Annotated in this window: 19 protein-coding genes; 7 read left to right on the top strand and 12 right to left on the bottom strand. The window is 71.0% G+C overall.

Annotated elements, in window-relative coordinates; genetic code table 11:
* Window positions 1-27: 27 nt before the first annotated feature.
* The 8 genes from gmk to pyrR are packed head-to-tail and all read right to left on the bottom strand — an operon-like array spanning window position 28 to window position 9,535.
* Window positions 28-924: a guanylate kinase gene (gene gmk / locus JOF37_RS00995; RefSeq protein ID WP_210004285.1), complete on the bottom strand. Its 897-nt coding sequence runs from the start codon at window positions 922-924 to the stop codon at window positions 28-30.
* Window positions 917-1,789 (bottom strand): orotidine-5'-phosphate decarboxylase, encoded by an 873-nt coding sequence (pyrF, locus tag JOF37_RS00990; RefSeq protein ID WP_210004283.1) that lies wholly within the window; start codon window positions 1,787-1,789, stop codon window positions 917-919. The genes gmk and pyrF overlap by 8 nt, the downstream gene beginning before the upstream one ends.
* Window positions 1,786-5,073: a carbamoyl-phosphate synthase large subunit gene (carB, locus tag JOF37_RS00985; RefSeq protein WP_210004281.1), complete on the bottom strand. Its 3,288-nt coding sequence runs from the start codon at window positions 5,071-5,073 to the stop codon at window positions 1,786-1,788. The genes pyrF and carB overlap by 4 nt, the downstream gene beginning before the upstream one ends.
* On the bottom strand, window positions 5,073-6,221 hold the full coding sequence (gene carA, locus JOF37_RS00980; protein ID WP_210004279.1) for a glutamine-hydrolyzing carbamoyl-phosphate synthase small subunit: 1,149 nt from the start codon (window positions 6,219-6,221) through the stop codon (window positions 5,073-5,075). The genes carB and carA overlap by 1 nt, the downstream gene beginning before the upstream one ends.
* Window positions 6,218-6,742: a PH-like domain-containing protein gene (locus JOF37_RS00975; protein WP_210004278.1), complete on the bottom strand. Its 525-nt coding sequence runs from the start codon at window positions 6,740-6,742 to the stop codon at window positions 6,218-6,220. Before JOF37_RS00975 ends, carA begins: the two co-directional genes overlap by 4 nt.
* Window positions 6,739-8,049, bottom strand: coding sequence for a dihydroorotase (locus JOF37_RS00970; protein WP_210004276.1), 1,311 nt, complete (start codon window positions 8,047-8,049; stop codon window positions 6,739-6,741). The genes JOF37_RS00975 and JOF37_RS00970 overlap by 4 nt, the downstream gene beginning before the upstream one ends.
* Window positions 8,046-9,008, bottom strand: a complete 963-nt coding sequence (locus JOF37_RS00965) for an aspartate carbamoyltransferase catalytic subunit (protein WP_210004275.1) — start codon at window positions 9,006-9,008, stop codon at window positions 8,046-8,048. The genes JOF37_RS00970 and JOF37_RS00965 overlap by 4 nt, the downstream gene beginning before the upstream one ends.
* Window positions 9,005-9,535, bottom strand: a complete 531-nt coding sequence (gene pyrR, locus JOF37_RS00960; protein WP_210004273.1) for a bifunctional pyr operon transcriptional regulator/uracil phosphoribosyltransferase PyrR — start codon at window positions 9,533-9,535, stop codon at window positions 9,005-9,007. The genes JOF37_RS00965 and pyrR overlap by 4 nt, the downstream gene beginning before the upstream one ends.
* Window positions 9,536-9,678: 143 nt before the next feature.
* Between pyrR and mvk the strand changes: the two genes are divergently transcribed.
* Genes mvk through JOF37_RS00930 form a run of 6 tightly spaced genes read left to right on the top strand, consistent with a single transcriptional unit; the run spans window position 9,679 to window position 16,056 of the window.
* Entirely contained in the window at window positions 9,679-10,683 is a 1,005-nt protein-coding gene (gene mvk / locus JOF37_RS00955; RefSeq protein ID WP_210004271.1) for a mevalonate kinase, read from the top strand.
* Window positions 10,680-11,648 carry a diphosphomevalonate decarboxylase gene (gene mvaD / locus JOF37_RS00950; RefSeq protein ID WP_210004268.1) on the top strand — a complete coding sequence of 323 codons (969 nt, stop codon included), beginning with the start codon at window positions 10,680-10,682 and terminating at the stop codon, window positions 11,646-11,648. The genes mvk and mvaD overlap by 4 nt, the downstream gene beginning before the upstream one ends.
* Window positions 11,645-12,793, top strand: a complete 1,149-nt coding sequence (locus JOF37_RS00945; protein ID WP_210004265.1) for a phosphomevalonate kinase — start codon at window positions 11,645-11,647, stop codon at window positions 12,791-12,793. Before mvaD ends, JOF37_RS00945 begins: the two co-directional genes overlap by 4 nt.
* The gene (fni, locus tag JOF37_RS00940) at window positions 12,783-13,862 is read left to right on the top strand and encodes a type 2 isopentenyl-diphosphate Delta-isomerase (protein ID WP_210004263.1); all 1,080 of its coding nucleotides are present in this window, start codon (window positions 12,783-12,785) and stop codon (window positions 13,860-13,862) included. The genes JOF37_RS00945 and fni overlap by 11 nt, the downstream gene beginning before the upstream one ends.
* Window positions 13,859-14,905 carry a hydroxymethylglutaryl-coenzyme A reductase family protein gene (locus tag JOF37_RS00935; protein ID WP_210004260.1) on the top strand — a complete coding sequence of 349 codons (1,047 nt, stop codon included), beginning with the start codon at window positions 13,859-13,861 and terminating at the stop codon, window positions 14,903-14,905. Before fni ends, JOF37_RS00935 begins: the two co-directional genes overlap by 4 nt.
* A complete protein-coding gene (locus tag JOF37_RS00930; RefSeq protein ID WP_210004257.1) occupies window positions 14,902-16,056 on the top strand; it encodes a hydroxymethylglutaryl-CoA synthase in 1,155 nt (384 codons plus the stop codon). The genes JOF37_RS00935 and JOF37_RS00930 overlap by 4 nt, the downstream gene beginning before the upstream one ends.
* A 90-nt stretch (window positions 16,057-16,146) precedes the next feature.
* On the opposite strand, the gene JOF37_RS00925 is transcribed toward JOF37_RS00930, so the two are convergent.
* Window positions 16,147-19,056: a UPF0182 family membrane protein gene (locus JOF37_RS00925; RefSeq protein ID WP_210004255.1), complete on the bottom strand. Its 2,910-nt coding sequence runs from the start codon at window positions 19,054-19,056 to the stop codon at window positions 16,147-16,149.
* A 41-nt stretch (window positions 19,057-19,097) separates the two neighbouring features.
* The gene (locus JOF37_RS00920; protein WP_210004252.1) at window positions 19,098-20,219 is read right to left on the bottom strand and encodes a YlbL family protein; all 1,122 of its coding nucleotides are present in this window, start codon (window positions 20,217-20,219) and stop codon (window positions 19,098-19,100) included.
* A gap of 125 nt (window positions 20,220-20,344) precedes the next feature.
* Here JOF37_RS00920 and JOF37_RS00915 point away from each other — a divergent pair, with 125 nt between their 5' ends.
* Window positions 20,345-21,757 (top strand): zinc-dependent metalloprotease, encoded by a 1,413-nt coding sequence (locus tag JOF37_RS00915; protein ID WP_210004249.1) that lies wholly within the window; start codon window positions 20,345-20,347, stop codon window positions 21,755-21,757.
* A 752-nt stretch (window positions 21,758-22,509) separates the two neighbouring features.
* Here JOF37_RS00915 and JOF37_RS00910 read toward each other — a convergent pair.
* Both JOF37_RS00910 and nudC read right to left on the bottom strand, forming a co-directional pair.
* A complete protein-coding gene (locus JOF37_RS00910; protein ID WP_210004246.1) occupies window positions 22,510-24,264 on the bottom strand; it encodes an ATP-dependent helicase in 1,755 nt (584 codons plus the stop codon).
* Window positions 24,261-25,154, bottom strand: coding sequence for an NAD(+) diphosphatase (nudC, locus tag JOF37_RS00905; protein ID WP_210004243.1), 894 nt, complete (start codon window positions 25,152-25,154; stop codon window positions 24,261-24,263). The genes JOF37_RS00910 and nudC overlap by 4 nt, the downstream gene beginning before the upstream one ends.
* Window positions 25,155-25,191: the final 37 nt, after the last annotated feature.

Raw genomic sequence — 25,191 nt, 5'->3', positions numbered from 1 at the left:
TGCGTCGGCGAAGGGCCGCCGACGCACTCAGCGAGCGAGCGCGGCGATCTCGGCCGCAGCCCGCTCGACCGTGTCGTTGACGACGCGGAAGTCGAACTCGTTCTGCGAGGCGAGCTCCACCCGCGCGGTCCGCAGCCGTCGGGTCCGCTCTTCGGCGTCCTCGGTGCCGCGGCCCACCAGTCGATCGACGAGCTCATCCCAGCTGGGCGGCAGCAGGAACACGAGCGTCGCGTCGGGCGCCGCCGCACGAACCTGGCGGGCGCCCTGCAGATCGATCTCGAGCAGCACGGTGCGACCCTCGGCGAGAGCCGCCTCGATGGGACCGCGGGGCGTGCCGTACCGGTGCTTGTTGTGGACGGTCGCCCACTCGAGCAGCTCGCCGTCGGCGATCAGCCGGTCGAACTCGGCGTCGTCGACGAAGTAGTAGTGCTGCCCGTCGACCTCCCCCGGTCGCGGCGCGCGCGTCGTCGCCGAGACCGACAGCATGATCTCGGGATGGTTGGCGCGGATGTGCGCGGCCACCGTGCCCTTGCCGACCGCGGTCGGGCCCGCGAGAACGAGCAGGCGCGAGCGACCGGCCCGCGGCTGCGGCTCCGGCAGCCGGGCGTCGAGGAACGACTGCAGCGCGAGGCGCTGACGCGAGCCGAGACCCCCCAGCCTCTTCACCGGCGAGATGTCGAGCTCCTGCAGGATGCGGTCGCGCTTGTTCTCGCCGATGGCCGGGATGGCGGTGAGGAAGTCGGTGACCCGCATCGCTCCGGCGGCGGACTCGGGATCGGCCAGTGCCCGCCGCAACAGCTCCTGCGGCGAGATGACGCGCGTCGCGACATCCTTCTTGAGAGCGGCGCGCGCGCGTCGCGCGGCCACCGCCCGGCGGGATGCCGCCGCGCGATCGACCTCGGGCGGGTGGGGGCGTTCAGCCACGGGGCTCCTCCTCGAAAGCGTCGGCGAGTTCGGCGCGGTGCGCGTCGATCGCGGCGGCGATCCCGTCCGGACCCGCCGCGAGCACGCTGCGGCTGGCGTTGGCGATGACCTGCGGAGCGTGCGCGCCGAACACCGAGCCCACATCGCGCAGACCGACGCCTTGCGCGCCGAAGCCCGGCGCCAGGATGGGGGCGCCGCGCAGCGCCTCGTCGGTCAGCCCCAGCTCGTCGCGATCGACCGTCGCGCCCACCACGAGGCCGACCGGCCCCCATCCCCCGGCATCCACAGCAGCGCGATTCGCCCACCCGATGCCGGATGCGACCCAGTCGGCGACGGTCTGACCACGCTGCGCGTCGACGACCGACACTTCCGCCGACTGCACGCCGAGCGCCTCGGGGTTGCTCGTGGCCGCGAGGACGAAGACGCCCTTCCCGGCACGGGCCGCTGCGGCGATCGTTCCCCGCAGCGAACCCGGGCCGAGGTAGGGGCTCACGGTGACGGCATCCGCCTCGAGGGGCGCGCCCGGCTCCAGCCAGGCGGCGGCGTACCCGTCCATCGTGCTGCCGATGTCGCCGCGTTTCGCATCGGCGATCACGAGCAGCCCGGCGTCCCGCGCCGCGGCCTGCACGTCCTCCAGCGCGGCGAAGCCGGCCGATCCCCAGCGCTCGAAGAAGGCCACCTGCGGCTTGACGATGCCGACACGGCCCGCTGCCGCCGCGACGACCCGCAGACCGAACTCGCGGGTCCCCGCGGCCGAGGCTTCGAGGCCCCACTGCGCGAGCAGTGATGCGTGCGGATCGATTCCGACGCACAGGCGTCCGTGACGGGCGACCGCGCTGTGCAGTCGCTCACCGAATCCGATCACACGCGTGCCGCTCGATCGCGCGCGTAATCCTGCAGGCTCCTCACCTCGAACCCTTCGCGCAGCACCGGCAGCGCGCTCACGGCGGCGCCGAGCACGGCCATCGTGGTGAAGAGGGCGCGGTCGCCGGCTACGGCAGCCGCACGGATCTCGTAGCCGTCGGCGCGCGCGACCCCGCCCGAAGGCGTGTTCACGACCATGTCGATCTCGCCCGCGTTGATGAGGTCGACGACGTTGGGCTCGCCCGACGCCTGGGTCTCGGAGTACTTGCCGACGACCTCGACCCGGATGCCGTTGCGCGCGAGGATCTCGGCGGTGCCCTCCGTCGCGACGAGACGGAAGCCGAGCTCCTGCAGGCGGTGCGCGGGCAGGATGACGGCACGCTTGTCGTCATCGGCGACCGAGAGGAAGACGGTGCCCGAGGTGGGCATCCCGCCGTAGGCGGCCGCCTGGCTCTTCGCGAACGCGGTCGGGAAGTCGCGGTCTATGCCCATGACCTCCCCCGTCGAGCGCATCTCGGGGCCGAGCACCGAGTCGACCGTCCGGCCGTCCGCGGTGCGGAACCGCTTGAACGGCAGCACGGCCTCCTTGACCGCGACGGGCGCGTCGAGGGGGACACGCGAACCGTCCTCCGCCGGGAGCAGGCCCTCGGCGATGAGCTCGGCGATCGTCGAGCCCGCCATGATGCGCGAGGCCGCCTTCGCAAGCGGGATGCCGAGCGCCTTCGAGACGAACGGCACCGTACGGCTCGCGCGGGGGTTGGCCTCGATGACGTAGAGGACGCCGGCCGACACCGCGAACTGCACGTTGAGCAGACCGCGCACCCCCACACCGCGGGCGATCGCGAGGGTCGCCTCGCGCACGCGGTCGATCTCGGTACGACCCAGCGACATGGGCGGCAGGGTGCAGCTGGAGTCGCCGGAGTGGATGCCGGCCTCCTCGAGGTGCTCCATGACGCCGCCGATGTACAGCTCCTCGCCGTCGAACAGGGCGTCGACGTCGAGCTCTACCGCGTCGTCGAGGAACCGGTCGACGAGCAGCGGCAGGCCGGGCCCGATGATGGCCTGGTCGGCTACGCGCACGAAGTAGTCGCGCAGGCTCTCGGTGTCGTAGACGATCTCCATGCCGCGGCCGCCGAGCACGAAGCTCGGACGCACCAGCACCGGGTAGCCGATCGATTCGGCGACCTCGACGGCGCCGTCCACGTCGATCGCGGTGCCGTTGCGCGGCGCGACGAGACCGGCCTCGTCGAGCAGACGCGAGAACAGCTCGCGCTCCTCGGCGAGGTCGATGGCGGCGGGCTGGGTGCCCAGGATCGTGTAGCCGGCGGCCTCGATGCCCTTCGCCAGGCCGAGCGGGGTCTGTCCGCCGAGCTGGCAGACGACGCCCAGGATCGTGCCGGACTGCGACTCCGCGTGCAGGACCTCGAGGACGTCCTCGAGCGTGAGCGGCTCGAAGTACAGCCGGTCGCTGGTGTCGTAGTCGGTCGAGACCGTCTCGGGGTTGCAGTTGACCATGATCGTCTCGTAGCCGGCATCCGAGAGGGCGAAGCTGGCGTGGACGCACGAGTAGTCGAACTCCACGCCCTGACCGATACGGTTCGGACCCGAGCCGATGATGACGACCTTCGTGCGGTCAGAGGGGGTGACCTCGGTCTCGCTGTCGTACGACGAGTAGTGGTACGGCGTGAGGGCCGGGAACTCCCCCGCGCACGTGTCGACCGTCTTGAAGACCGGGCGCAGGCCCAGTCCGTGACGGATGCCGCGCACCTCGCCCTCGTCGATGCCGCGCAGCTGCGCGATCTGGGCGTCGCTGAAGCCGTGCTCCTTCGCGACGCGCAGCACGTGCTCGTCGAGGTCGGCGACCTCCGCGACGAAGCGCGCGACCTCGTTGATGAGGGCGATCTGATCCAGGAACCACGGGTCGATCGCTGTGGCCTCGAAGGCCTGCTCGATCGTGGCGCCCTTGCGCATCGCCTGCTGCAGCACGACGATCCGGCCGTCGGTGGGAGTCTTCGCGATCTCGAGCAGTTCGTCCACGGAGCGTTCCTCGTCGCCCCAGTGGAAGCTCGAACCGCGCTTCTCGAGCGAGCGCAGCGCCTTCTGCAAGGCAGTGGCGTAGTTGCGGCCGATCGCCATCGCCTCGCCGACCGACTTCATGGTCGTCGTGAGAGTCGTGTCGGCGGCCGGGAACTTCTCGAAGTTGAAGCGCGGCACCTTCACGACGACGTAGTCGAGCGTCGGCTCGAAGCTCGCCGGGGTGACCTTCGTGATGTCGTTGGGGATCTCATCGAGGCGGTACCCGATCGCGAGCTTCGCGGCGATCTTCGCGATCGGGAACCCGGTCGCCTTCGATGCCAGCGCCGAGGAACGCGACACACGCGGGTTCATCTCGATGACGATGATCCGGCCCGTCTGCGGGTCGACGGCGAACTGGATGTTGCAGCCGCCGGTGTCGACGCCGACGGCGCGGATGATGTCGATGCCGATGTCGCGCATCTTCTGGTACTCGCGGTCGGTCAGCGTGAGCGCCGGGGCCACCGTGATGGAGTCGCCGGTGTGGACGCCGACGGGGTCGACGTTCTCGATCGAGCAGACGACCACGGTGTTGTCGGCCGAGTCGCGCATGAGCTCGAGCTCGTACTCCTTCCACCCGAGGATCGACTCCTCGAGCAGAACCTCGGTCGTGGGCGAGTCGCGCAGACCGGCCCCGGCGATGCGGCGCAGGTCCTCCTCGTCGTACGCGAAGCCCGAGCCGAGCCCGCCCATCGTGAACGACGGACGCACGACGAGCGGGTACCCGAGCTCGGCGGCGCCGGCGAGCACCTCGTCCATCGTGTGGCAGATGCGGCTGTCGGCGACATCCGCCCCGGAGTCGATGACGAGCTGCTTGAAGATCTGGCGATCTTCGCCCTTGTTGATCGCCTCGAAGTTCGCGCCGATCAGCTCGATGTCGTACTTCTCGAGGATGCCGTTCTTGTGCAGGTCGATCGCGGCGTTGAGGGCGGTCTGGCCGCCGAGGGTCGGCAGGATCGCGTCGGGGCGCTCCTTGGCGATGATCGTCTCGATGACCTGCCACGTGATCGGCTCGATGTAGGTGGCATCGGCGAAGTCGGGATCGGTCATGATCGTCGCCGGGTTGGAGTTGACGAGGATGACGCGCACGCCCTCTTCGCGGAGGACGCGGCACGCCTGGGTGCCCGAGTAGTCGAACTCGCAGGCCTGGCCGATGACGATCGGGCCGGACCCGATGACGAGGACGCTCTGGATATCGTCGCGCTTGGGCATCAGTTCTTGTTCTCCTGGGACGCGATCACGAGGTCGCGGAAGCGGTCGAAGAGGTAGTTGGCGTCGTGCGGACCGGCTGCGGCCTCCGGGTGGTACTGGACCGAGAAGGCGGGCAGGTCGAGGGCGCGCAGGCCCTCCACGACGTTGTCGTTGAGGCCGACATGGCTGACCTCGACGCGGCCGAAGCCGGCCGGGCTGTCGATGACTCCCTCGATGGGGGCGTCGACGGCGAAGCCGTGGTTGTGGGCGGTGATCTCCACTCGGCCGGTGTGCTTGTCGAGCACGGGCTGGTTGATGCCGCGGTGGCCGAAGGGCAGCTTGTAGGTGCCGAAGCCGAGCGCGCGGCCGAGCAGCTGGTTGCCGAAGCAGATGCCGAAGAACGGCAGCTTCTCGGCGAGCACGCCGCGAAGCAGCTCGACGTGGTGGTCGCTCGCGGCCGGGTCGCCCGGGCCGTTGGAGTAGAAGACCGCGACCGGGTCGATCGCGCGAAGCTGCTCGAGCGTGACGTCCTGGGGCAGCACGTGCACGTCGAACCCGCGGGCGGCCAGGTTGTTCACCGTCGCCTGCTTGACGCCGAGGTCGAGCACGGCGAGGTTTCCGAGCCGCTCCCCCGTCGCCGGAGTCACCTCGGCAGCGGGGACCGACACCTCGGCCGAGAGGTTTCGGCCGGTCATCTCCGGCGCCTCGCGGACGATCCGCAACTGCTCGTCGGGGTCGATGTCCGCGGCGTCGCCGCTGAACACACCGCCGCGCATCGAGCCGGCCGATCGCAGCACCCGCGTCACTGCGCGGGTGTCGATGCCGCTGATGCCGACGATGCCGTCGCGCTCGAGCGACTCGTCGAGCGAGTTCTCCGAGCGCCAGCTCGACACGACGCGCGAGGGGTCGCGGACGATGTATCCGGCGACCCAGATGCGACGGGACTCGACGTCCTCGCCGTTCATCCCGGTGTTGCCGATGTGGGGTGCCGTCTGCAGCACGATCTGGCCGGCGTAGGACGGGTCGGTCAGGGTCTCCTGGTAGCCGGTCATGCCGGTCGCGAAGACGACCTCTCCGAGAGTGGTGCCGCGCGCGCCGTAGGCGCGGCCGATGTGGCGGGATCCGTCCTCGAGCACGAGCACGGCGGGGTCGCGGGTGAACGAGGTCACGCGTCGCCTCCTGGGGTCTGGGTGGGGGTCACGATGGTCTGGATGGCCTCGGCCAGCGCGCGGGCCGAGGCGGTCTGGGGCCGGAAGTAGCTGTCGACGATCGTCTCGTCGTCGATGCGCCAGCTCAGGCGCGTCAGGCCCTGCTTCTCGACGACACGGTCGATCGCGACGGTGGCCTGATCGACGGAGACGATGCGCTCGGCGGGGATGAACAGTCGCGGCTGACCGGTCAGGTCGAGGGCCACGCCGTCGCCCGCACCGCCCGCGGCGACGATGACGTCGACGCGGGAGCGGAATCCGAGCCCGCGGATGGCGAGGCGCTCGAGCGGCTCGTCGTGGCGGGTCGTCGCGACGTAGAGTCCCGAGATCGCCGCCGTCTCCACGGCGTCGGCGCGCAGTTCGCCCACCGGCGCAGCGAGGCCGCTGTCGCGCCTCGTTCGTCGTCGCCAGGCCCAGACGCCGAGGGCGAGCAGCACCACGGCGACGGCGACCATGATGAGCAGAGCGCCCTCGCGGGTCACGCGCGCACTCCCGGCCGCGCGAGCAGATCGCCGTCGGCGACCGTCGGCGTGCCGCGGAAGAACGTCCACCGGACCTCACCGGGCAGCTCGCGGTCGAGGTAGGGAGAGTTGACGCTCCGCCCGCGCAGGTCGTCCCCCGTGAAGGTGCGCAGCGGGCGCGGGTCGTAGAGCGTGAACGAGGCGGGCCGACCCGCTTCGAGCGGCGTGCCGGCGTCATCGAGGCGTCCGATCCGCGCGGGGGCCGACGACAGCACGCGCGCGACGTCGTCCCAGCCGAGCAGCCCCGTGTCGACGACCGCCTGCTGCACGACACGCAGGGCGGACTCGAGCCCGACCATGCCGTTGGCCGCCGCAGCCCACTCGCAGCTCTTCGCCTCGGCGGGGTGCGGAGCATGGTCGGTCGCGACGATGTCGATGGTTCCGTCGGCGAGCCCCTCGCGCACCGCCTGCACGTCCTCGTCGCGCCGCAGCGGCGGGTTGACCTTGAACCGGGCGTCGTAGCCGCGGACCAGCTCTTCCGAGAGCAGGAGGTGATGCGGCGTCACCTCGGCGGTGACGTTCACGCCGCGCTTCTTCGCCCACCGGATGATGTCGACGGAGCCGGCCGTCGAGAGGTGGCAGACGTGCAGACGCGAGCCCACATGCTCGGCGAGCAGGACGTCGCGCGCGATGATCGACTCCTCGGCCACCGCCGGCCATCCGGTCAGGCCCAGCTCGGCCGACACGGTGCCCTCGTTCATCTGAGCGCCCTCGGTCAGCCGCGGGTCCTGCGCGTGCTGGGCGACGACCCCGTCGAACGACTTCACGTACTCGAGGGCGCGACGCATGATGAGCGGGTCGAAGACGCAGAAGCCGTCGTCGCTGAAGACCCGGACGCGAGCGCGCGAGGCGGCCATGGCGCCGAGCTCGGCCAGCCGCTCCCCCTTCTGCCCGATCGTCACGGCGCCGATCGGCTGCACGTGCACGTATCCCGCCGCCTCGCCGAGGGCGAGCTCCTGCTCGACGACACCGGCGGTGTCGGCGACGGGCGAGGTGTTCGGCATTGCGAAGACGGTCGTGAATCCGCCCGCGGCCGCGGCCTGCGACCCGGTAAGAATCGTCTCGGACGCTTCGTAACCGGGCTCGCGGAGGTGGGTGTGGAGGTCGACGAGTCCGGGCAGCGCGATGAGGCCCTCGGCGTCGATCACCGTGGCGCCGCCGGCACTCAGCCCGGTGCCGACCTCGGTGATCATGCCGTCGGCGACGATCATGTCGATCGCGTCCCCGCCCGATCGGCGGGCCCCGCGGATGAGGAAGCTCTCGCTCATCGTCCGTCCTCCTCAGCTTCGGTCCGCTCGCCCGCCAGCAGCAGGTAGAGCACGGCCATCCGCACCGACACACCGTTCGCCACCTGCTCGAGCACGGTCGAGCGCGGCGAATCGGCGGCGGCGGAGATCTCCATCCCCCGGTTCATCGGGCCGGGGTGCAGCACAATGCTATCGGCCGGCAGCGCCGCCAGTCGCGCGGCATCCAGGCCCCACGTGCGGGAATACTCCCGTTCAGTCGGGAAATACGCGGCGTTCATGCGCTCGAGCTGGATGCGGAGCATCATGAGCGCGTCCGGGCCGGCCGCGATCGCGTCGTCGAGGTCGTAGACGACGTCCACGGGCCAGGCCGAGACGTCCTGCGGCACAAGCGTCGGGGGCGCGACGAGCGTGACGCTCGCACCGAGGGTCGTGAGGAGCCACACGTTCGAACGCGCGACACGCGAATGCAGGATGTCGCCGACGATCGTCACCCGCAGGCCGGCGAGGTCGCGCCCGCGGCTGCCGTCACCGAAGAAGCGCTTGCGGATCGTGAAGGCGTCGAGCAGGGCCTGCGTCGGGTGAGCGTGCGTGCCGTCGCCCGCGTTCACGACACCGGCGCTGATCCAGCCGCTCGTGGCGAGGGTCTGCGGCGCTCCGGAGGCGCCGTGCCGGATCACGACGGCGTCGGCCCCCATCGCCTGCAGCGTCTGGGCGGTGTCCTGGAGCGATTCGCCCTTGGAGACCGACGACCCCTTCGCCGAGAAGTTGATGACGTCGGCCGAGAGGCGCTTGGCGGCGGCCTCGAACGAGATGCGCGTGCGCGTGGAGTCCTCGAAGAAGAGGTTGACGACGGTCTTGCCGCGCAGTGTCGGCAGCTTGCGCACTTCACGCTGCTGGGTGGCGGCCATGTCCTCGGCCACGTCGAGGATGCGCAGCGCGTCCTCGCGACCGAGGTGCTTCGTGTCGAGCAGGTGCCTCATGAGCCGATCGTCACCTCCTCCACGCCGTCGACCTCGCGGAGGCGGACGTTGACCCGCTCGTCGCGGGCACTCGGAAGGTTCTTGCCGACGAAGTCCGGACGGATGGGCAGCTCGCGGTGACCGCGGTCGACCAGCGTCGCGAGCCTGACGGCCGCGGGACGACCGATGTCCTGCAGCGCGTCGAGCGCAGCGCGGATCGAACGCCCGGAGAACAGCACGTCGTCCACGAGCACCACGACCTTGCCGTCGATCCCGCCCTCGGGGATCTCCGTGGGCTGCGGCGCCCGCGTGGGATTGCGGTGCAGATCGTCGCGGTACATCGTCACGTCGAGTGCTCCGACCGGGACGACCGTCCCGGAGATCTCCGCGAGGAGAGAGCCGATGCGTGCGGCGAGGGGAAAGCCCCGCCGCGGGATGCCGAGGATGACGAGGCCAGCGGGTCCCCTGTTCGATTCGAGGATCTCGTGGGAGATCCTCGTCAGGGCCCGGGCGATGTCGGCTTCATGCAGCACGGTGCGCGTGCTCATCCGCCGCTCCCTTCTCCGCCTCACAGGACGGGGTTAAAGGTTGCTGGGTGCGGCGCCAATGATAGCGGTTGGCGGGCCGCCGAGCACATCGGCAGCCGCTCGGGCCTCGTGCGGGGACGGGCTGTTACGCTCGTCGAAATTCCATGACTGCACCGACCGACGTCCCCATTGCACCGGACGCCCGTCTGCACGTGGCAACGCACGGCTCGGCCGCGGAGCCCGGAGCGACGGGCCGCGCCGGTGCGAAGGCTATCCTCCTCGGCGAGCATGCCGTCGTATACGGGCGACCCGCGATCGCGATCCCCGTCCGCGCCCTCGGTGTCGAGGCGCACGCACGTCCGGCGACGGGGCCCGGCCGCCTCTCGAGCACGCTGTACCACGGCCCCATCGCTCAGGCGCCCGATCGCCTCAACGTCACCCTGACGGCGATGCGGGCGGCGCTCGCCGCCGCAGGCAAGCCCGACGCTGCACTCGACATCTCGATCGACAGCAGCGTCCCGGCCGAGCGGGGTCTCGGCTCGAGCGCGGCCGTGTCGGCAGCGGTCATCGAGGCGGTGCTCGGCGCATGCGGTCTCACGGCGGACGACGAGACGATGCATGAGCTCATCCAGACCGCCGAGCGCGCCGCCCACGGCGCTCCCAGCGGGCTCGACGCCCGCACGGTACGCGCACGCGCCGCGGTGTGGTTCGACGGCGGTCGTATCGAACCCGTCGCGGTGGGCGACGACCTCGTCTTCGTCATCGCCGACACCGGAGTCCGAGGGCGCACCCGCGAGGCCGTCGCGGCCGTCGCGGAGCGACGAGAGAGCGACCCGCGGGGGGTCGAGTCGGCCCTGGACGAGCTCGGCGAGCTCGCGACAGCGCTGCGCGACGACGTCTCCACCGGCGCACGCGACGCGATCGGACGTTCGATGAGCCGCGCCCACGTACTCCTGAACGGCCTCGGCGTCGGTGACCCCGCGCTCGACCATCTGGTGCATGCTGCGACGGCGGGCGGCGCCCTCGGCGCGAAGCTGACGGGGGGCGGCCGGGGCGGCTGCGTCCTCGCGCTCGCCCGCGACGCAGCGTCCGCACACGACCTCAGTGACCGACTCACCCGCGCCGGCGCCGCCGCGGTCTGGACCACCACCGTCGAAGGAGCGGCATGAGCACCGCGACAGCCATCGCGCATCCGAATATCGCGCTCGTGAAGTACTGGGGCAAACGCGACAGCGGGCTGAACCTCCCGGCGACGGGCAGTCTGTCGATGACGCTCGACATCTTCCCCACCACCACGACCGTCAGCCTCGATGCGGACGCCGCCGGCGACGTGCTCGTCTTCAACGGCGAGGAGCGCGTCGACGGACCCGCCGAGCGGGTCTCACGCTTCCTCGACATCGTGCGCGACCTCGCCGGCAGTACCGTCTTCGCGCGCGTGGACACCGTCAACACGGTCCCGTCGGCGGCCGGCCTCGCCTCGTCCGCCTCGGGTTTCGCCGCTCTCGCCGTCGCCGCCTCCGCCGCGTACGGACTCGACCTCGACACGCGCGCTCTCAGCCGCCTCGCCCGCCGCGGCTCGGGGTCGGCATCGCGCTCCGTGATCCCGGGCTTCGCCGTGTGGCATGCCGGCGACGATGATGCCACCTCCTTCGCCGAACCGGTCGATGCGCCGGATCTGGCGATGGTCGTGGCGATGGTGGAGAAGCGGGAGAAGCCGATCTCCAGCCGTGATGCGATGCGCCGCACCGTGCTGACCTCGCCGTTCTACCCGGCCTGGGTCTCGTCGACCGCTGAGAGCCTCGATGCCGCCGTCGAAGCCTGCCGTGACGGCGACGTCGAACGGCTCGGCCGTATCACCGAGGTCAACGCCCTGCGCATGCACGCCCTCATCCAGTCGTGCGATCCGCCCATCCGCTACCTCAGCCCCGTGAGCGTCGAGATCTTCGACCGGGTCGCAGCCCTGCGCGAGTCCGGCGTCGAGGCCTGGGCGACCGCCGACGCGGGACCGAACGTCGTCGTGTTGACGCGCCCGGATTCGGTCGACGCGGTCACCGCAGCGCTCGACGGACTCGCCGAGCTCGCCGTCGCGCGGCCCGGACCCGCCGCAGCCCTGGTCACGCGAGCCGACGGATGACGAGCACCGAACCGTCCGGCGCGATCGTCGTGCGCGCGCCCGGCAAGCTCTTCGTGGCCGGGGAGTACGCCGTCGTGTCCCCCGGCGAGCCGTCCGTGCTCATCGCGGTCGACCGCTACCTGACGGTGTCACTGACCGAGAGCGTCGACGCCGGCAGCATCCACTCGCCGGAGTACAGCCGAATGCCCGTGCGCTGGACGCGCGGGCAGGACGGTCTGACCCTCGACCGCGAGCATCACCCCTACGACTACGTCATCGCGGCGATCGAGGCATCCGAACGCCTACGGGCCGAGCGAGGGCTGCACCCCCGCTTCTTCGACCTCCACATCGAGAGTGGACTGGACGATCCCAGCGGCCGGAAGTTCGGCCTCGGCTCGTCGGCCGCCGTCACCGTCGCCACGATCGCGGCGATCGACGAGTTCTACGGGTTCGAGCTGGGGACGCGGGGCAGGTACGAGCTCGCGATGCTCGCCACGATCGCGGTCGCGCCGAACGCGTCGGGCGGCGACGTCGCCGCCAGCACCTACGGCGGCTGGATCGGCTACCGCTCGCCCGACCGCGACCGCCTCCGCGCCGCGCGATCCGCGCACGGTGTCGCCGCCGTTCTCGGATCGGATGCCTGGAACGGTAGCGAGATCATCCGTCTCGCACCGCCGGTCGGCCTCGAGCTGCTCGTCGGCTGGACGGGACACCCCGCGTCGACCGAGCGGCTCGTCAGCGGCGTGTCGCGCGGCACCAACGTCACCGGTGACGCCCACGCCGGCTTCCTCGAGGCCTCGCGTGACTGCGTCGAGGACCTGTGGCGCGCCTTGGCTGTGTTGCCGGATGCCGGCGCTCCCGGCGACGCGGGATCGGACGGCACGCTCGCCCTCGACGCGATCCGGCGCAACCGGCGCCTGCTGCAGGCCTTGGGCGAGCGGACCGGCGTCACCATTGAGACCGAACGTCTGCGCATCCTCTGCGACGCGGCCGAGGCGATCGGCGCGGCCGGCAAGCCCTCGGGCGCCGGCGGAGGCGACTGCGGCATCGTCCTGGCGCCGGCCGACGCCGACGTCGCCGGCCTTCTGCGGGTCTGGGAGACCAACGACATCCGACACCTCACGATCGGCGTGCATCCGCCGGAAGGAGACAACCATGGCGGCTGAGCTGGCATCGGAGCGCAAGGACGACCACGTCCGCCTGGCGGCGGCGCAGCAGAAGGAGGCGCCGCGACCGAACGGCTGGGACGACGTGCGCTTCGTGCACCACGCCCTCGCCGGCGTCGATGCGGCCCTGGTCGACCTCGGCGTCGATGTGGCCGGTACCCGCTGGGCGCTGCCCTTCTACGTCAACGCCATGACCGGCGGCAGCGCCTCGACCGGCACCATCAACCGGGATCTCGCCATCGCCGCGCGCGAGACGGGGGTGGCCATCGCGTCGGGATCGCTGAGCATCGCGCTCGACAACCCCGAGCTCATGAGCACCTTCCGGGTCATCCGCGACGAGAACCCCGACGGCTTCGTGATGGCCAACGTCGGCATCGAGCGCTCGCCCGAGGACGCCCGCCGCGCCGTCGATGCTCTCGAGGCCGACGCGCTGCAGGTACATGTGAACGCCATGCAGGAGACGGTGATGCCCGAGGGCAGCCGCTCGTTCTCGAGCTGGCCCGCGTCGCTCGAGGCCATCGTCGCCGCCGTCGAGGTTCCGGTCGTCGTGAAGGAAGTGGGCTTCGGTCTGAGCGCCGAGACGCTGTCGCGTCTCGCGGCCACGGGCGTGCGCTTCGCCGATGTCTCCGGGGTCGGCGGTACCGACTTCATGCGCATCGAGAACGATCGGCGCTCGGGCCGTGACTACGCCTACCTCGCCGGGTGGGGCCAGTCCGCCGTGGAGTGCCTCCTCGAAGCGCCGGCCGACGCCCCGGTCCTCCTCGCGTCGGGCGGTGTCCGCACCCCGCTCGACGTCGCGCGCGCCCTCGCTCTGGGCGCTCGCGCCGTCGGCGTGTCCGGATCGTTCCTCTCCGTCGTCCTGGACGGCGGCGCGGATGCACTGATCTCGCGCATCCGGGAATGGTCAGACCACCTCACGGCGTTGCACTCCCTGGTGGGGGCGACCCGTCCGGAGGACCTCCGCCGAACCGACCTGATCATCCACGGACGCGCGGCGGAGTTCGCCCGGGCCCGCGGCATCGACATCGACAGCCTGGCGCGCCGCGCCGGCGGGAAGGACGCGCGATGAGCGCCGAGTTCACTCCGATTCCCCTCCGCTGGGTGGGGCCGCTGCGGCTGACCGGTGATGTCGAGACCGAGCAGGATGTTCCCCTCGCGACCTACGAATCGCCTCTGTGGCCCTCCGTCGGTCGTGGCGCCCGCATCTCGCGCCTCGTCGACGACGGCATCCGCGTGACCGTGGTCGACGAGCGGATGACGCGGTCGTCGCTGTTCGTCGCCGACAGCGCCGCCGCCGCCGTCGCCGCTTCCCGCGCCATCATCGCCCGCTTCGATGAGCTCGCCGCGGCCGTCTCGGAGCGCAGCCGCCACGCGAAGCTCATCGACCTCGACAGCGAGGTCGTCGGCAACCTGCTGTACCTGCGCTTCGCGCTGACGACCGGCGATGCCTCGGGCCACAACATGGTGACTTTCGCGGCGGAGACGCTCATGGAGCGTGTCCTCTCGTGGCACCCCGAGCTCGAGTACGGGTCGATCTCGGGCAACTACTGCACCGACAAGAAGGCCACCGCGGTCAACGGCATCCTCGGTCGCGGCCGCAGCGTCATCGCCGAGATCCTGATTCCCGGCGCGCTCGTCGACAAGCAGCTGCGCTCGACCGCGCAGCGCATCGTCGACTTGAACGTGCAGAAGAACCTCGTCGGCTCGACGATCGCCGGAGCGCTGCGCTCGGCGAACGCCCACTACGCCAACATGCTGCTGGCGTTCTACCTCGCGACCGGCCAGGATGCCGCGAACATCGTCGAGGGCTCGCAGGGCTTCACGTGGGCCGAGGTGCGCGGTGACGGCGATCTGTACTTCTCGTGCACACTCCCCCACCTCATCGTCGGGACCGTCGGCAACGGCAAGGATCTCCCCGCAGTCGAGGAGGCCCTCACCCGGCTCGGCTGCCGCGAGGAGCGCGAGCCCGGCGAGAACGCCCGGCGCCTCGCGGCTCTCATCGCCGCCACCGTGCTCTGCGGCGAACTCTCCCTGCTCGCCGCCCAGACCAACCCCGGAGAACTGATGCAGTCGCATCTGCTCCTCGAGCGCCGGAAGGACTCTTCGCAGTGACCACCATCGGCATCCACGACCTCGCCGTCGCGACCGCCTCCCACGTCGTCGAGCTCGACGACCTCGCTACTCGGGCCGGCATCGACCCCGCCAAGTTCCGTATCGGGCTCGGGCAGGAGCAGATGAGCATCCCGGGCCTCGACGAGGACATCGTGACCATGGGCGCCGCGGCCGCGCAGCGCATCATCGATCGCCACGGCGTCGACGGCATCCGCACCCTCTTCTTCGCCACCGAGACAGGCATCGACCAGTCCCGCGCCGCCGGAGTGCACGTGCACGAACTGCTGGGTCTGCCGCGCTCGGTGCGCGTCGTCGAGCTGAAGCAGGCGTGCTATTCCGCTACGGCCGCGCTGCAGTCCGCCGCCGGGCTGATCGCACGCAACCCGGACGAGCGGGTGCTGGTCATCGCGAGCGATGTGGCGCGCTACGAACTGGACACCGCCGCCGAGCCGACCCAGGGCGCGGGCGCCGTCGCCTACCTCGTCACGGCCGATCCCGCACTCGCCGTGCTCGAGCCCGCCGCCGGCGTCTACACCGCCGAGGTCGACGACTTCTGGCGCCCCAACGACAGCGTCACGGCGGTCGTCGACGGAAAGCTCTCGGTCAGCGCCTACCTCGATGGCGTGGCCGGCGCGTGGGACGACTACCGGTCCCGGGGCGGGGTCGACATCGACCAAATCGACTGGTTCTGCCACCACCAGCCCTTCACCAAGATGGCGGTCAAGGCGCATCGCGCGCTCGGGCAGCACGTCGGGGTGGAGCTGGCACCCGAGCTGGTCGCGGCGACCACCGGCTACAACCGCCGCATCGGCAACTCGTACACCGCGTCGCTCTACATCGCGCTGGCCGCACTGCTGGACGGGGACGCGGACCTCACCGGGGCTCGTATCGGCCTGTTCAGCTACGGCTCCGGCTCTGTGAGCGAGTTCTTCACGCTCGTCGTTCAGCCCGGTTACCGCGCCGCCACCCGCGGCGCCGAGACCGAGGCGCTGCTCGCGGCGCGCACTCCCGTCGACGTGCCGACCTACCGCGACCTGCACGACGCGACGCACCGCGACAGCACCATCGACGTCGAGATCGCGCCCGAGTCGCCCGGCCCGTTCCACTTCGCGGGCCTCTCCGGCCGCGCCCGTCGCTACACGCGCGACTGACCGACCGCCGGGCATCGACGATGCCGGGCGCGGATCAACGAGGAAGGGCCCCGACTTCGCAGTCGGGGCCCTTCCTCGTTCAGCGGGTGATCAGCCCTCGCCGTCGAGCTCGAGCAGACGGTTGATCGCCTCGGTCAGCTTCGCGTCAGCCTCGCCGTACGCGGCCCAGTCGGCGTTCTGCATCGCGGTGTTGCGCTCCGCGAGTGCGTCGCGGGCCTGGTTCAGCGCCGCCTGATAGTCGAGGCTCGGCGCCGACGGGGCGGTTCCACCGTCTCCCGGCTGCGTGGGCGCGGGCGTCGCGTCCTCGCCCGGGACGGGCTCGGGCACCACGTCGGTGTCACCCGTACTGGCGCCGGAGTCGCCGCCGAAGAGGACGTCGAGCGCTTCCTGCAGCGTGTTCTCGAAGGCGACCTCGTCACCGAAACCGACCAGCACCTTCTGCAGCGTGGGGAGCTTCGTGGCACCCGAGGACTGCACGAACACGGGCTGGACGTAGAGCAGACCGCCACCCACGGGGAGGGTGAGCAGGTTGCCGTTGATGACCTCCGATTGACCCTGCTGCAGGATGTTCGAGAACGACGAGACCTCGGGGTCGGCATCGAAGGTGTTCTGCACCTGACCCGGGCCCGGGACCGGAGTCTCGGCGTTGATCTCGAGCATGCGCAGCTTGCCGTACTCGCCGCTGACAACGCCCGCTTCGGAGCCGGCGTCGGAGTCGACCGACAGGTATCCCATGAGGACGTTGCGCGTGTCCTGGCCGCCCGGGATGAACGACGAGAACATCGAGTACGACGGCGACTCCTGACCGGGCATCTTCATCGTCAGGTAGTACGGAGGCTGCAGCTGCTCGTTCTGCTGCGGGTCGTTCGGGGTCTTCCATGCGTTGTCGCGGGAGTAGAACGACTGTGCCGTGTCGACGTGGTAGGTGCCGAGCATGGCCCGCTGGACCTTGAACAGGTCGGTCGGGTAGCGCACGTGGCTCATGAGGTCGCCGCTCATCTCGCTGACGGGCTTGAGCGTGTTGGGGTAGACCTTCTGCCACGCCTGCAGCAGCGGGTCCTCGGCATCCCAGGCGTACAGCGTGACCTCGCCGGAGTACGCGTCGACGGTCGCCTTCACCGAGTTGCGGATGTAGTTGATGTTGTCGAGCGCGACGCGCGGCTGCGGGTTCGACGAGTCCGAGATCGCATCGCTCAGGCTCACGATCGACGAGTACGGGTAGTTCGCGCTCAGCGTGTAGCCGTCCACGATCCACACGATGCGTCCGTCGACGACCGACGGGTAGGGATCGTTGTCGAGCTCGAGGTAGGGCGCGACCTTCTGCACGCGGGTCGCGGGGTCGCGGTCGTAGAGGATCTGCGACTCGGAGTTGATCGCGTCCGAGAACAGGATGTCGGTCGACTGGAACTTCAGCGAGTAGATCAGGCGGTGGAAGACGTCGCCGATGGCGGGGCCGCCGTCACCGTCGAAAGTCGTCTTCGTCTGGCTCTCGCCCTCCTGACCGCGCGGGTAGTCGAGCTCGATCGGCGACGCGCCCTCGGGGGCGCCGACGATGGAGTAGGTCGGTGAGAACTCACCGAAGTAGACGCGCGGCTCGTACTCCTGCGCGAGGGTCAGCTCGCCGGATGCGGGGATGCCGCGCTCGACGAACACCGGGTTGCCGTCGGCGGTGCGCTCGTTGCCCTTGGCCGCGACCATGCCGTAACCGTGGGTGTAGACGAGCGTCGTGTTGTACCAGGACGCTGCTTCGCCGAGCTGTTCGACGTTCAGCTCGCGCACCGAGACCACGGTGTCCTGCGACTGCCCGTCGATCTCGTAGCGGTCGACGTCGAGCGGCTCCGCGAACTGGTAATACGAGCGGTACTGCTCGATCTGACGGACCGTGGGCCCGATGATCGCCGGGTCCATGATGCGGATGGATGCCGTCGTGTCCGCGTCGGCGCGCAGCTGGCCCGGCTCGACGTCGGTGACGGCCTCGAAGTCGGTCTTCTCCAAGCCGTCGATGCCGTAGGCGGCCTTCGTGCTCTCGATGTTGCGCTCGTAGAACGGCGACTCGAGCGTCAGCTGGTTCGGACGCACCTGCACGTTCGTGACGAACCAGGGATAGGCGATGCCCACCACCAGTGACGACACCACGAGCAGGCCGGTGCCGATGAGCGGGTAGCGCCAGCGGCCGATGACCGCGGTGACGAAGAAGGCGATGGCGACGATGGCGGCAGCGATGGCGAGGATCGCCTGGCCGGGAATGACGGCGTTGACGTCGACGTACGAGGCGCCCGTGATGCGGTCGTTCGGCGTCACGAGGGTGCGGTAGCGGTCGAGCCAGAGGCTCGCCCCCTGCACCAGCAGGTAGACGCCGGCGAGCACGGCCAGCTGGATGCGGGCGGACTTCGAGATCCGCAGCTCGCGCTGACCGACCCGGACGGAGCCGTAGAGGTACGACACGAGCGCGGTCACCAGCAGGCAGACGATGATGACGGCCGAGACGAATCCGATCGCCGCCGACAGGAAGGGCATCGTGAACAGGTAGAACCCGGTGTCGAGACCGAACTCGGGGTCGGTGGTCCCGGTGGTGACGCCGTTGAACCACAGCGCGACGGTCTCCCACTGCGCCGATGCCGCGAAGCCGGCGAAGAAGCCGAAGAAGGCCGGGATGCCCCACATCCCGAGACGGCGCAGCGGCTCGACGACCTCCTGGTAGCGGTCCAGCTGCGAGCTCAGCCGCGCGTACACCGGCCGCAGGCGGTAGGCGAGCTGGATCGACAGCCAGACAGGCACCGCCATCGCGACGAAGCCCACGACGAACATCAGCACGCGGGCGATCCACTGCGTCAGCAGCACGTTCTCGAAGCCGAGTTGACGGAACCACAGCCAATCGGCGTAGAGGCTCGCGAAGACGAAGAACGCCACCACGATGGCCGCGATGACGGCGAGGGTGATGGCGACGGCGCGGCGGGATCTGCTCGGTGTGGCCGGGGTCGGCGCTGAGGTCGTGGTCACCCTCCCATCCTAGGCGCCGCCCGCTGGGGGGACGCCGAGGGTCAGCCCGTGGTGCAGGTCGGGAGGGCGTCGAGGTCGCCGCCGGAGCTCACGGTCTCGACGACCTCGAGGGCGTCCTCCAGGTCGGCCACGGAGAAAACGCGCAGGCCGTCGGGGATGTGACCGACGACCTCGCCGCAGTTGCGTTCGGGCGCGAGGAACCAGTCGGCACCGGCGTTCTTGGCTCCGAAGAGCTTCTGACGGATGCCGCCGATCGGCCCGACCGCCCCTTCCGCGTCGATCGTGCCCGTACCGGCGAATCGCTCTCCTCCGGTCAGCTCGCCCGGCGTGAGGGTGTCGATGATGCCGAGCGCGAACATCATGCCGGCGCTCGGACCGCCGACGTTGTCGAGCTGCAGCGCGACCTCGACCGGGAAGGCGTAATCGGGGGTGATGGTGACGCCGATCGCCCATCGGGTCTCGCCGTCGATGGTCGTCTCGGCCGGTGTCACCTCGACCGTGCGGGACTGCCCGTCGCGCTCGATCCCCAGCGACACGGGGGCGCCGCCGGCGGCGTTGATCGCGTCGCGCAGGGAGGTGGTCGTGGTCACGGGCTGGTCGTCGACGGAGCGGATCACATCGTTCTGCTCGAGGACCCCCGTTGCCGGCGAGTCGTCGATGACCTGGAAGACGCGCACCAGCGACTCGATGTCGTAGCCCAGCTCGCGCAGCGCCGCAGCCGTCGCCTCCTTCTGGGAGTCGACCATGAGCGCCGCGTTCTCGTCGTTCCGCTGCTCGGTGGTCACCCCCTCGGGAAAGATCTCGTCGATCGGAACGATCGCTCGCGCCGGATCGAACCAGGCCGACGCGAGCTCGAACCACGACGGGGTCCGTTCGCGATTGCCCAGCACCTCGACGGTCAGCAGGTCGAGCGAGCCGGATGTCGGGAAGGTCTCGGCGCCGGAGACGCTGATGAGCGGGCGCTCCTCGCCGTCACCGGTCGTCACGGTGCCCAGCGTGTCGTACACCGGGCCCGGACGCTGGATGACGAAGGACGTCGGCAGGAGTGTGAGCACGAGCAGTGCCACGAGGGACAGCGACACCGCCCACAGACCGGCCAGGGCTGGGCGGCTGAGACGACGTCGGGGCGCGATGACGGTGGCGTTCTCGTCGAAAAGTGACACGTGCTGCTTTCTGTCCCGGGTCGTTCGCGACCGGCGAAAGCGAACGAGGGTCGTTCGCGCCGTGCGACGAGGTCGTGCGGCTAGCGTAGAACGCGAGCTGACCGCCCTGCTGAAAGGCGCCTGACATGGCTGACGACGACCGCTCCCCCGAGGACGAGTTCCAGGAGCTGCTGCGCAGCCTGCTGGGCCAAGGCGGCACCCTCGGGCCCGAACAACTGGAACGCCTCGCAGGGATGGGCGTCGACCCGGCGATGCTGCAGCAGATGATGCGGCAGCTCCAGGGGGCGTTCGCCGGCGGAGGCGACGGCAGCATCGACTGGTCGGCGACCCGCACGCAGGCGCTGCACCTGGCGAACAAGGACGGGCACGGCATCAGCTCGGGCGACCGCCAGGACTTCAGCGACGCGTTCGGCCTCGCCACGTTGTGGTTGAGCGAGGCGACGACGATCTCCGACCTGCCGGTCCCCCCGCGTGCGCTCACCCGCGGCGCGTGGGTCGAAGCGACGCTGCCGGTGTGGCAGGAACTGGCCGAGCCCGTCGCGACCTCGATCGCGGACGCGCTGACCGCAGCCCTCGAGGCGCAGGCGCCGGAGGAGATGCAGACGATGATCGCGGGTGCCGGCCGGCTGCTGCGCACCGTCGGCGGGTCGCTCTTCGCCGCGCAGCTCGGCGCCGTCGTCGGCAAGCTCTCGCTCGAGGTCGTCTCGGGCGGCGATGTGGGGATCCCGGTGATGCCGGACGGCGAAGCGGCGATCCTGCCCCAGAACTTCGCGGACTTCGGTCGCGACCTCGAGATCGACGACGACCAGCTGGCCCTCGCGCTCGCGACCCGCGAGCTCGCCCACGCGCGACTGTTCCGCCACGCCCGCTGGCTGCGGCTGCACGTCATCTCGCAGGTGACCGATTTCGCCCGCGGCATCCATGTCGACACCGACGCTCTCGAAGACCTCGCGGCGCGTTTCGATCCGTCGCAGCCGGACGAGCTGCGCACAGCGCTCGAGAGCGGCGTTCTGCTGCCCCAGCGTTCCGAGGCTCAGTCGGCCGCACTCGCCCGCCTCGAGCACCTCCTCGCGACGATCGAGGGCTGGGTCGACGTCGTGGCTGCCGACGCCACGACCCGGCTTCCCAGCGCCGGCCGCATCGCCGAGGCGGTGCGACGCCGCCGCGCGGTGGGCGGCCCGGCCGAGCAGGCGATGGCCTCGCTCGTCGGCCTCGAGCTGCGCCCGCGCCGGCTGCGCGAGGCCGCCGCGATGTGGCGCGCGATCACGGATGCCGTCGGCCGAGAGGCTCGCGACAGCCTCTGGGACTACCCCGACCTGATGCCCGCCCCGTCCGACATCGACGATCCCAGCGGTCTCATCGCCCGGCTCGAGGCGCACGCCCGCGGCGAGGCGCCGGAACGCGACGAGATGGATGACGCGCTCGACGCGCTGCTCGCGTCGGCGGACGCGGCACCTTCTGATGACGCGCCCGACGACCGCGACGAACCCGAGGACGGTCCGATCGACGAGGGACCGGCGGGGCCGCGTCCGGTCTGACTCGCGCTCGGGCGCACCGCCCTCTCCACATGCGCGTCGTCGCCACACCCCGCTGGCGCGGCTGTGGACAGGGGCGCGAACGCCGAGCTCCGGTGCGGAGAATCGGAACGTGCTCCGCCTGATCCCCTCCGCCGTCCCCCTCTGGCGCTCCCCCAGCCGACTGCAGCTGGGAGTGGAGGGCACCGTCCGACTCGATGACGTCTCGCCTGCTATGGAACGGCTCATCGACGCTCTGCGGACCGGCGTTCCGGAAGCGATGATCGCAGCCTTGGCAGCCGATGCCGGCTCGTCGCCGGCCGAGGCGGAAGAGCTGCTCGGGGCACTCGGCCCCGTGCTCGACCGCGGCCCGCGGACGCCGACGATCATGCGGGTGTCGTTCGCGCCCGGTGTCGATGCCGAGGCGCGAGAGCGCGTCACCGGAGCACTGCGCATCGCGGGCGCACGGGTGACCGAATCCGCAGATCGAGCAGCCGCGGTCGTGCTCGTCGCGCCCTACCTCGTCGAGCCCCGTCGCACGGCGGGGCTCGTGTCCGACGACATCCCCCACCTGCCCCTCGAGCTCGCCGGCGATCGCGTCACGGTCGGACCGTTCGTCATCCCCGGGCGGACCGCCTGCGGCGCGTGCGCGCATGCCCATCGGCGCGACGCCGATCCCGAGTGGCCGCTCATCGCGGCGCAGTTGCTCGCTCGTCCCGCCCCGCCCACGGATGCCGCGCTCATCGCGGCGGCGTGCGCCCTGGCTGTCCGGATGGTCAGCGCGCCCGAGACGGAGCCGGCCCTCTCGGCGACGCTGCGTGCGGGGAGCGTCGCGGCGACCTGGCGCGAGCACGAGCCGCATCCAGCGTGTTGGTGCCGATCTCCTTCACGAACCGCGACACCTGCCGCTCGTACCGCCCCACTCCCCGGGCCCACGACAGCGAAAGCGTACGCTCGGCCCGCGTGATCCCCACGTAGGTGAGGCGCCGCTCCTCGTCGACCTGCTCGAACGTCGTGGCGTACGCGATCGGCAGCAGCCCTTCGGCCAGCCCGACCAGGTGGACATGCGGCCACTCCAGACCCTTCGCGGCGTGGAGGGTCGAGAGCGTGACGGTGCGGGTCGCGACCTCGTGCTGGTCTTTCGCTCGCGTCTGCAGGTCATCGGTGAACGCCCGCATGCTCGTCCCTGCCGGCGCCTCTTCGGCGAGGCGCAGCAGGGCCGCACGCGCCTCCCAGGCGTCGCGCAGCGGGCCGCCCGCGGCGGGCGGCTCTTCGCTCAGCCCGAGCGAGCGCAGCACCGCCCGCACGTCCGCGACCAGGTCGCCCGAGGTGGGGGCCACCGCTGCGCCCCGCAGCGCCATGACCGCCTGGCGGACCTCCGGGATGTCGAAGTACCGGGGTCCTCCGAGGACGGATGCCGCGATCCCGCGGCGCGCGAGGGCGGCCAGCAGGGGCGCGGACTGTGCGTTGGCGCGGTACAGGACGGCGATCTCGCGAGGATCGGCGCCGGCGGCGAGCTGGTCGGCGATGGACGCCGCTACGCCGTCGGCCTCGGCCGCGTCGTCGTCGTATTCGCGCAGGACCGGTCGTGGGTGGTCCGGCGTGCGCCGGTGCGCCGCGAGCTCGAGCGCGCCCGGGCGCCCCCGCATCAGCTCGTTCGCCGCGGCCACCACATTCGCTTCCGAACGGTAGTTCCGCTCGAGCCGGAGCACACGGGCGTCGGGGAACCGCGACGCGAAGTCGAGGAGGTAGCGGGGGTCGGCGCCGGCGAACGAGTAGATGGTCTGGCTCGCGTCGCCGACGACGCAGAGGTCGTGCCGGTCGCCGAGCCAGAGTTCGAGCAACCGGTACTGCACGGGAGAGACGTCCTGGAACTCGTCGACGGTGAAGTGGCGATACTGCTCACGGACCTCCGCGGCGACACGAGGCTCGGCTTCGAGCATGCCGGCGCACGCGAGCAGGACGTCCTCGAAGTCGAGCTGGCGGCGTTCGTCCTTGAGCCGTTCGTAGGCCTGCTGCAGTGCCACGATCGCGTCGAGTGAGAGCGACCCGACGCCCTCGGGGCGGTCGAGCGCGTACTGCTCGATGGAGCGCATGGTGATCTTGCGCCACTCGATGCGCGTCGCGACATCGCGCAGCACAGCCGGGTCGGGGTTCACCCCGATCGCGTCGGCGGCCTGCGCGAGCACGCGCACCTTGCTGCTCAGGATCGTCGGCGCGGTGTCGCCTGCCAGCTGCGGCCAGAAATAGTTGAGCTGCGCGAGCGCGGCTGCGTGGAAGGTGCGCGCCGCGACACCGCCCACGCCGAGGGCACGCAGCCGGCCCCGCATCTCTCCGGCCGCTTTCGCGGTGAAGGTCACGGCCATCACCCGCCCGGGCGAGTAGGCGCCCGTATCGACGCCATGGGCGATGCGGTGCGTGATGACGCGGGTCTTGCCGGAGCCGGCGCCCGCCAGCACGCAGACCGGCCCGCGCAGGGCCGAAGCGGCTTCCCGCTGCTGTTCATCGAGACCGGCGAGGGCGTCGCTCACGCGCCCTCCTCGCACCAGTCGGTGATCAGGCGGTGCGCGATGGACGCCGATCCCGGCAGGGCCACGGGACCGGCTCCCGCGAGCGAGCTCGCGATCTCGGCGCGCGTGAACCACCGCACCTCCGTGATCTCCTCACCGTCGGGACGCGCGGGGGCCGCGTCCTCGGCGACGGCGTGGAAGCCGAGCATGAGCGAACGCGGGTACGGCCACGCCTGCGAGCCTCGGTACGACAGCTCGCCGACGGCCACGCCCGCCTCCTCGGACACTTCGCGCCGCACGGCGGTCTCGAGAGACTCCCCCGCCTCGACGAACCCCGCGAAAGTCGAGAATCGGTTCTGCGCCGCCCACGCGGCGTTCTGGCCGAGCAGCAGCCCTTCGTTCCGCCCGTCGCGGACGGCGACGATCACGGCGGGGTCGGTGCGCGGGAACTGCTGCCGGCCGCAGCCGGAGCACAGGCGTGACCAGCCGGCAGCCCGCAGCGGCGCGGGCGAGCCGCACCGGGGGCAGAAGCGGAAGTCGGCGAACCACCGCGCGAGCGCCACGGCGGTGACGAATGCGCCCGCGTCCTCGTCGCTCAGGTCGCCGCCGACCATCCGGAGCGACACCCATCCGGCCTCGGCGTCGGGCGACGCCGCCGGTTCGACGGCTGCCACCAGGCGCGCCGATCCGTCCCGGGCGCGGCCGAGGAATCCCCATTCGGCAGGATCGGTGACGGCGTCGGGGGCTTCCCACACGAGGCGAGCGCCGTCCGCCGGCGCGCGATCGCCGTGCACGCGCAGCACGCGTGTCGTCGGGTCGGCGCGCAACCGGAAGAGGAGATCGTCGTCGGCTCGTTCGTCGGGCGACGTGTCGAACGCGGACCGGGCTAGGGCCGGCGGCTGCAATCGCATCTCGGGGACCTCTCTCGCGGGCGTGGCGCGTCGGCCT

Origin of the sequence: Microbacterium imperiale (assembly GCF_017876655.1) — a bacterium.
GTDB lineage: Bacteria > Actinomycetota > Actinomycetes > Actinomycetales > Microbacteriaceae > Microbacterium > Microbacterium imperiale.
The sequence above is the reverse complement of the archived record's forward strand: the minus strand, read 5'-3'. Positions and strand labels throughout refer to the sequence as shown.

What these genes read in the sequence shown, in the direction of transcription:
- pyrR (WP_210004273.1), bottom strand. Translation starts at nt 9,535, where the DNA reads ATGAGCACGCGCACCGTGCTGCATGAAGCCGACATCGCCCGGGCCCTG.
- carB (WP_210004281.1), bottom strand. Translation starts at nt 5,073, where the DNA reads ATGCCCAAGCGCGACGATATCCAGAGCGTCCTCGTCATCGGGTCCGGC.
- JOF37_RS00945 (WP_210004265.1), top strand. Translation starts at nt 11,645, where the DNA reads ATGACGAGCACCGAACCGTCCGGCGCGATCGTCGTGCGCGCGCCCGGC.
- JOF37_RS00965 (WP_210004275.1), bottom strand. Translation starts at nt 9,008, where the DNA reads ATGAGGCACCTGCTCGACACGAAGCACCTCGGTCGCGAGGACGCGCTG.
- mvaD (WP_210004268.1), top strand. Translation starts at nt 10,680, where the DNA reads ATGAGCACCGCGACAGCCATCGCGCATCCGAATATCGCGCTCGTGAAG.
- mvk (WP_210004271.1), top strand. Translation starts at nt 9,679, where the DNA reads ATGACTGCACCGACCGACGTCCCCATTGCACCGGACGCCCGTCTGCAC.
- JOF37_RS00970 (WP_210004276.1), bottom strand. Translation starts at nt 8,049, where the DNA reads ATGAGCGAGAGCTTCCTCATCCGCGGGGCCCGCCGATCGGGCGGGGAC.
- nudC (WP_210004243.1), bottom strand. Translation starts at nt 25,154, where the DNA reads ATGCGATTGCAGCCGCCGGCCCTAGCCCGGTCCGCGTTCGACACGTCG.
- JOF37_RS00935 (WP_210004260.1), top strand. Translation starts at nt 13,859, where the DNA reads ATGAGCGCCGAGTTCACTCCGATTCCCCTCCGCTGGGTGGGGCCGCTG.
- JOF37_RS00915 (WP_210004249.1), top strand. Translation starts at nt 20,345, where the DNA reads ATGGCTGACGACGACCGCTCCCCCGAGGACGAGTTCCAGGAGCTGCTG.
- fni (WP_210004263.1), top strand. Translation starts at nt 12,783, where the DNA reads ATGGCGGCTGAGCTGGCATCGGAGCGCAAGGACGACCACGTCCGCCTG.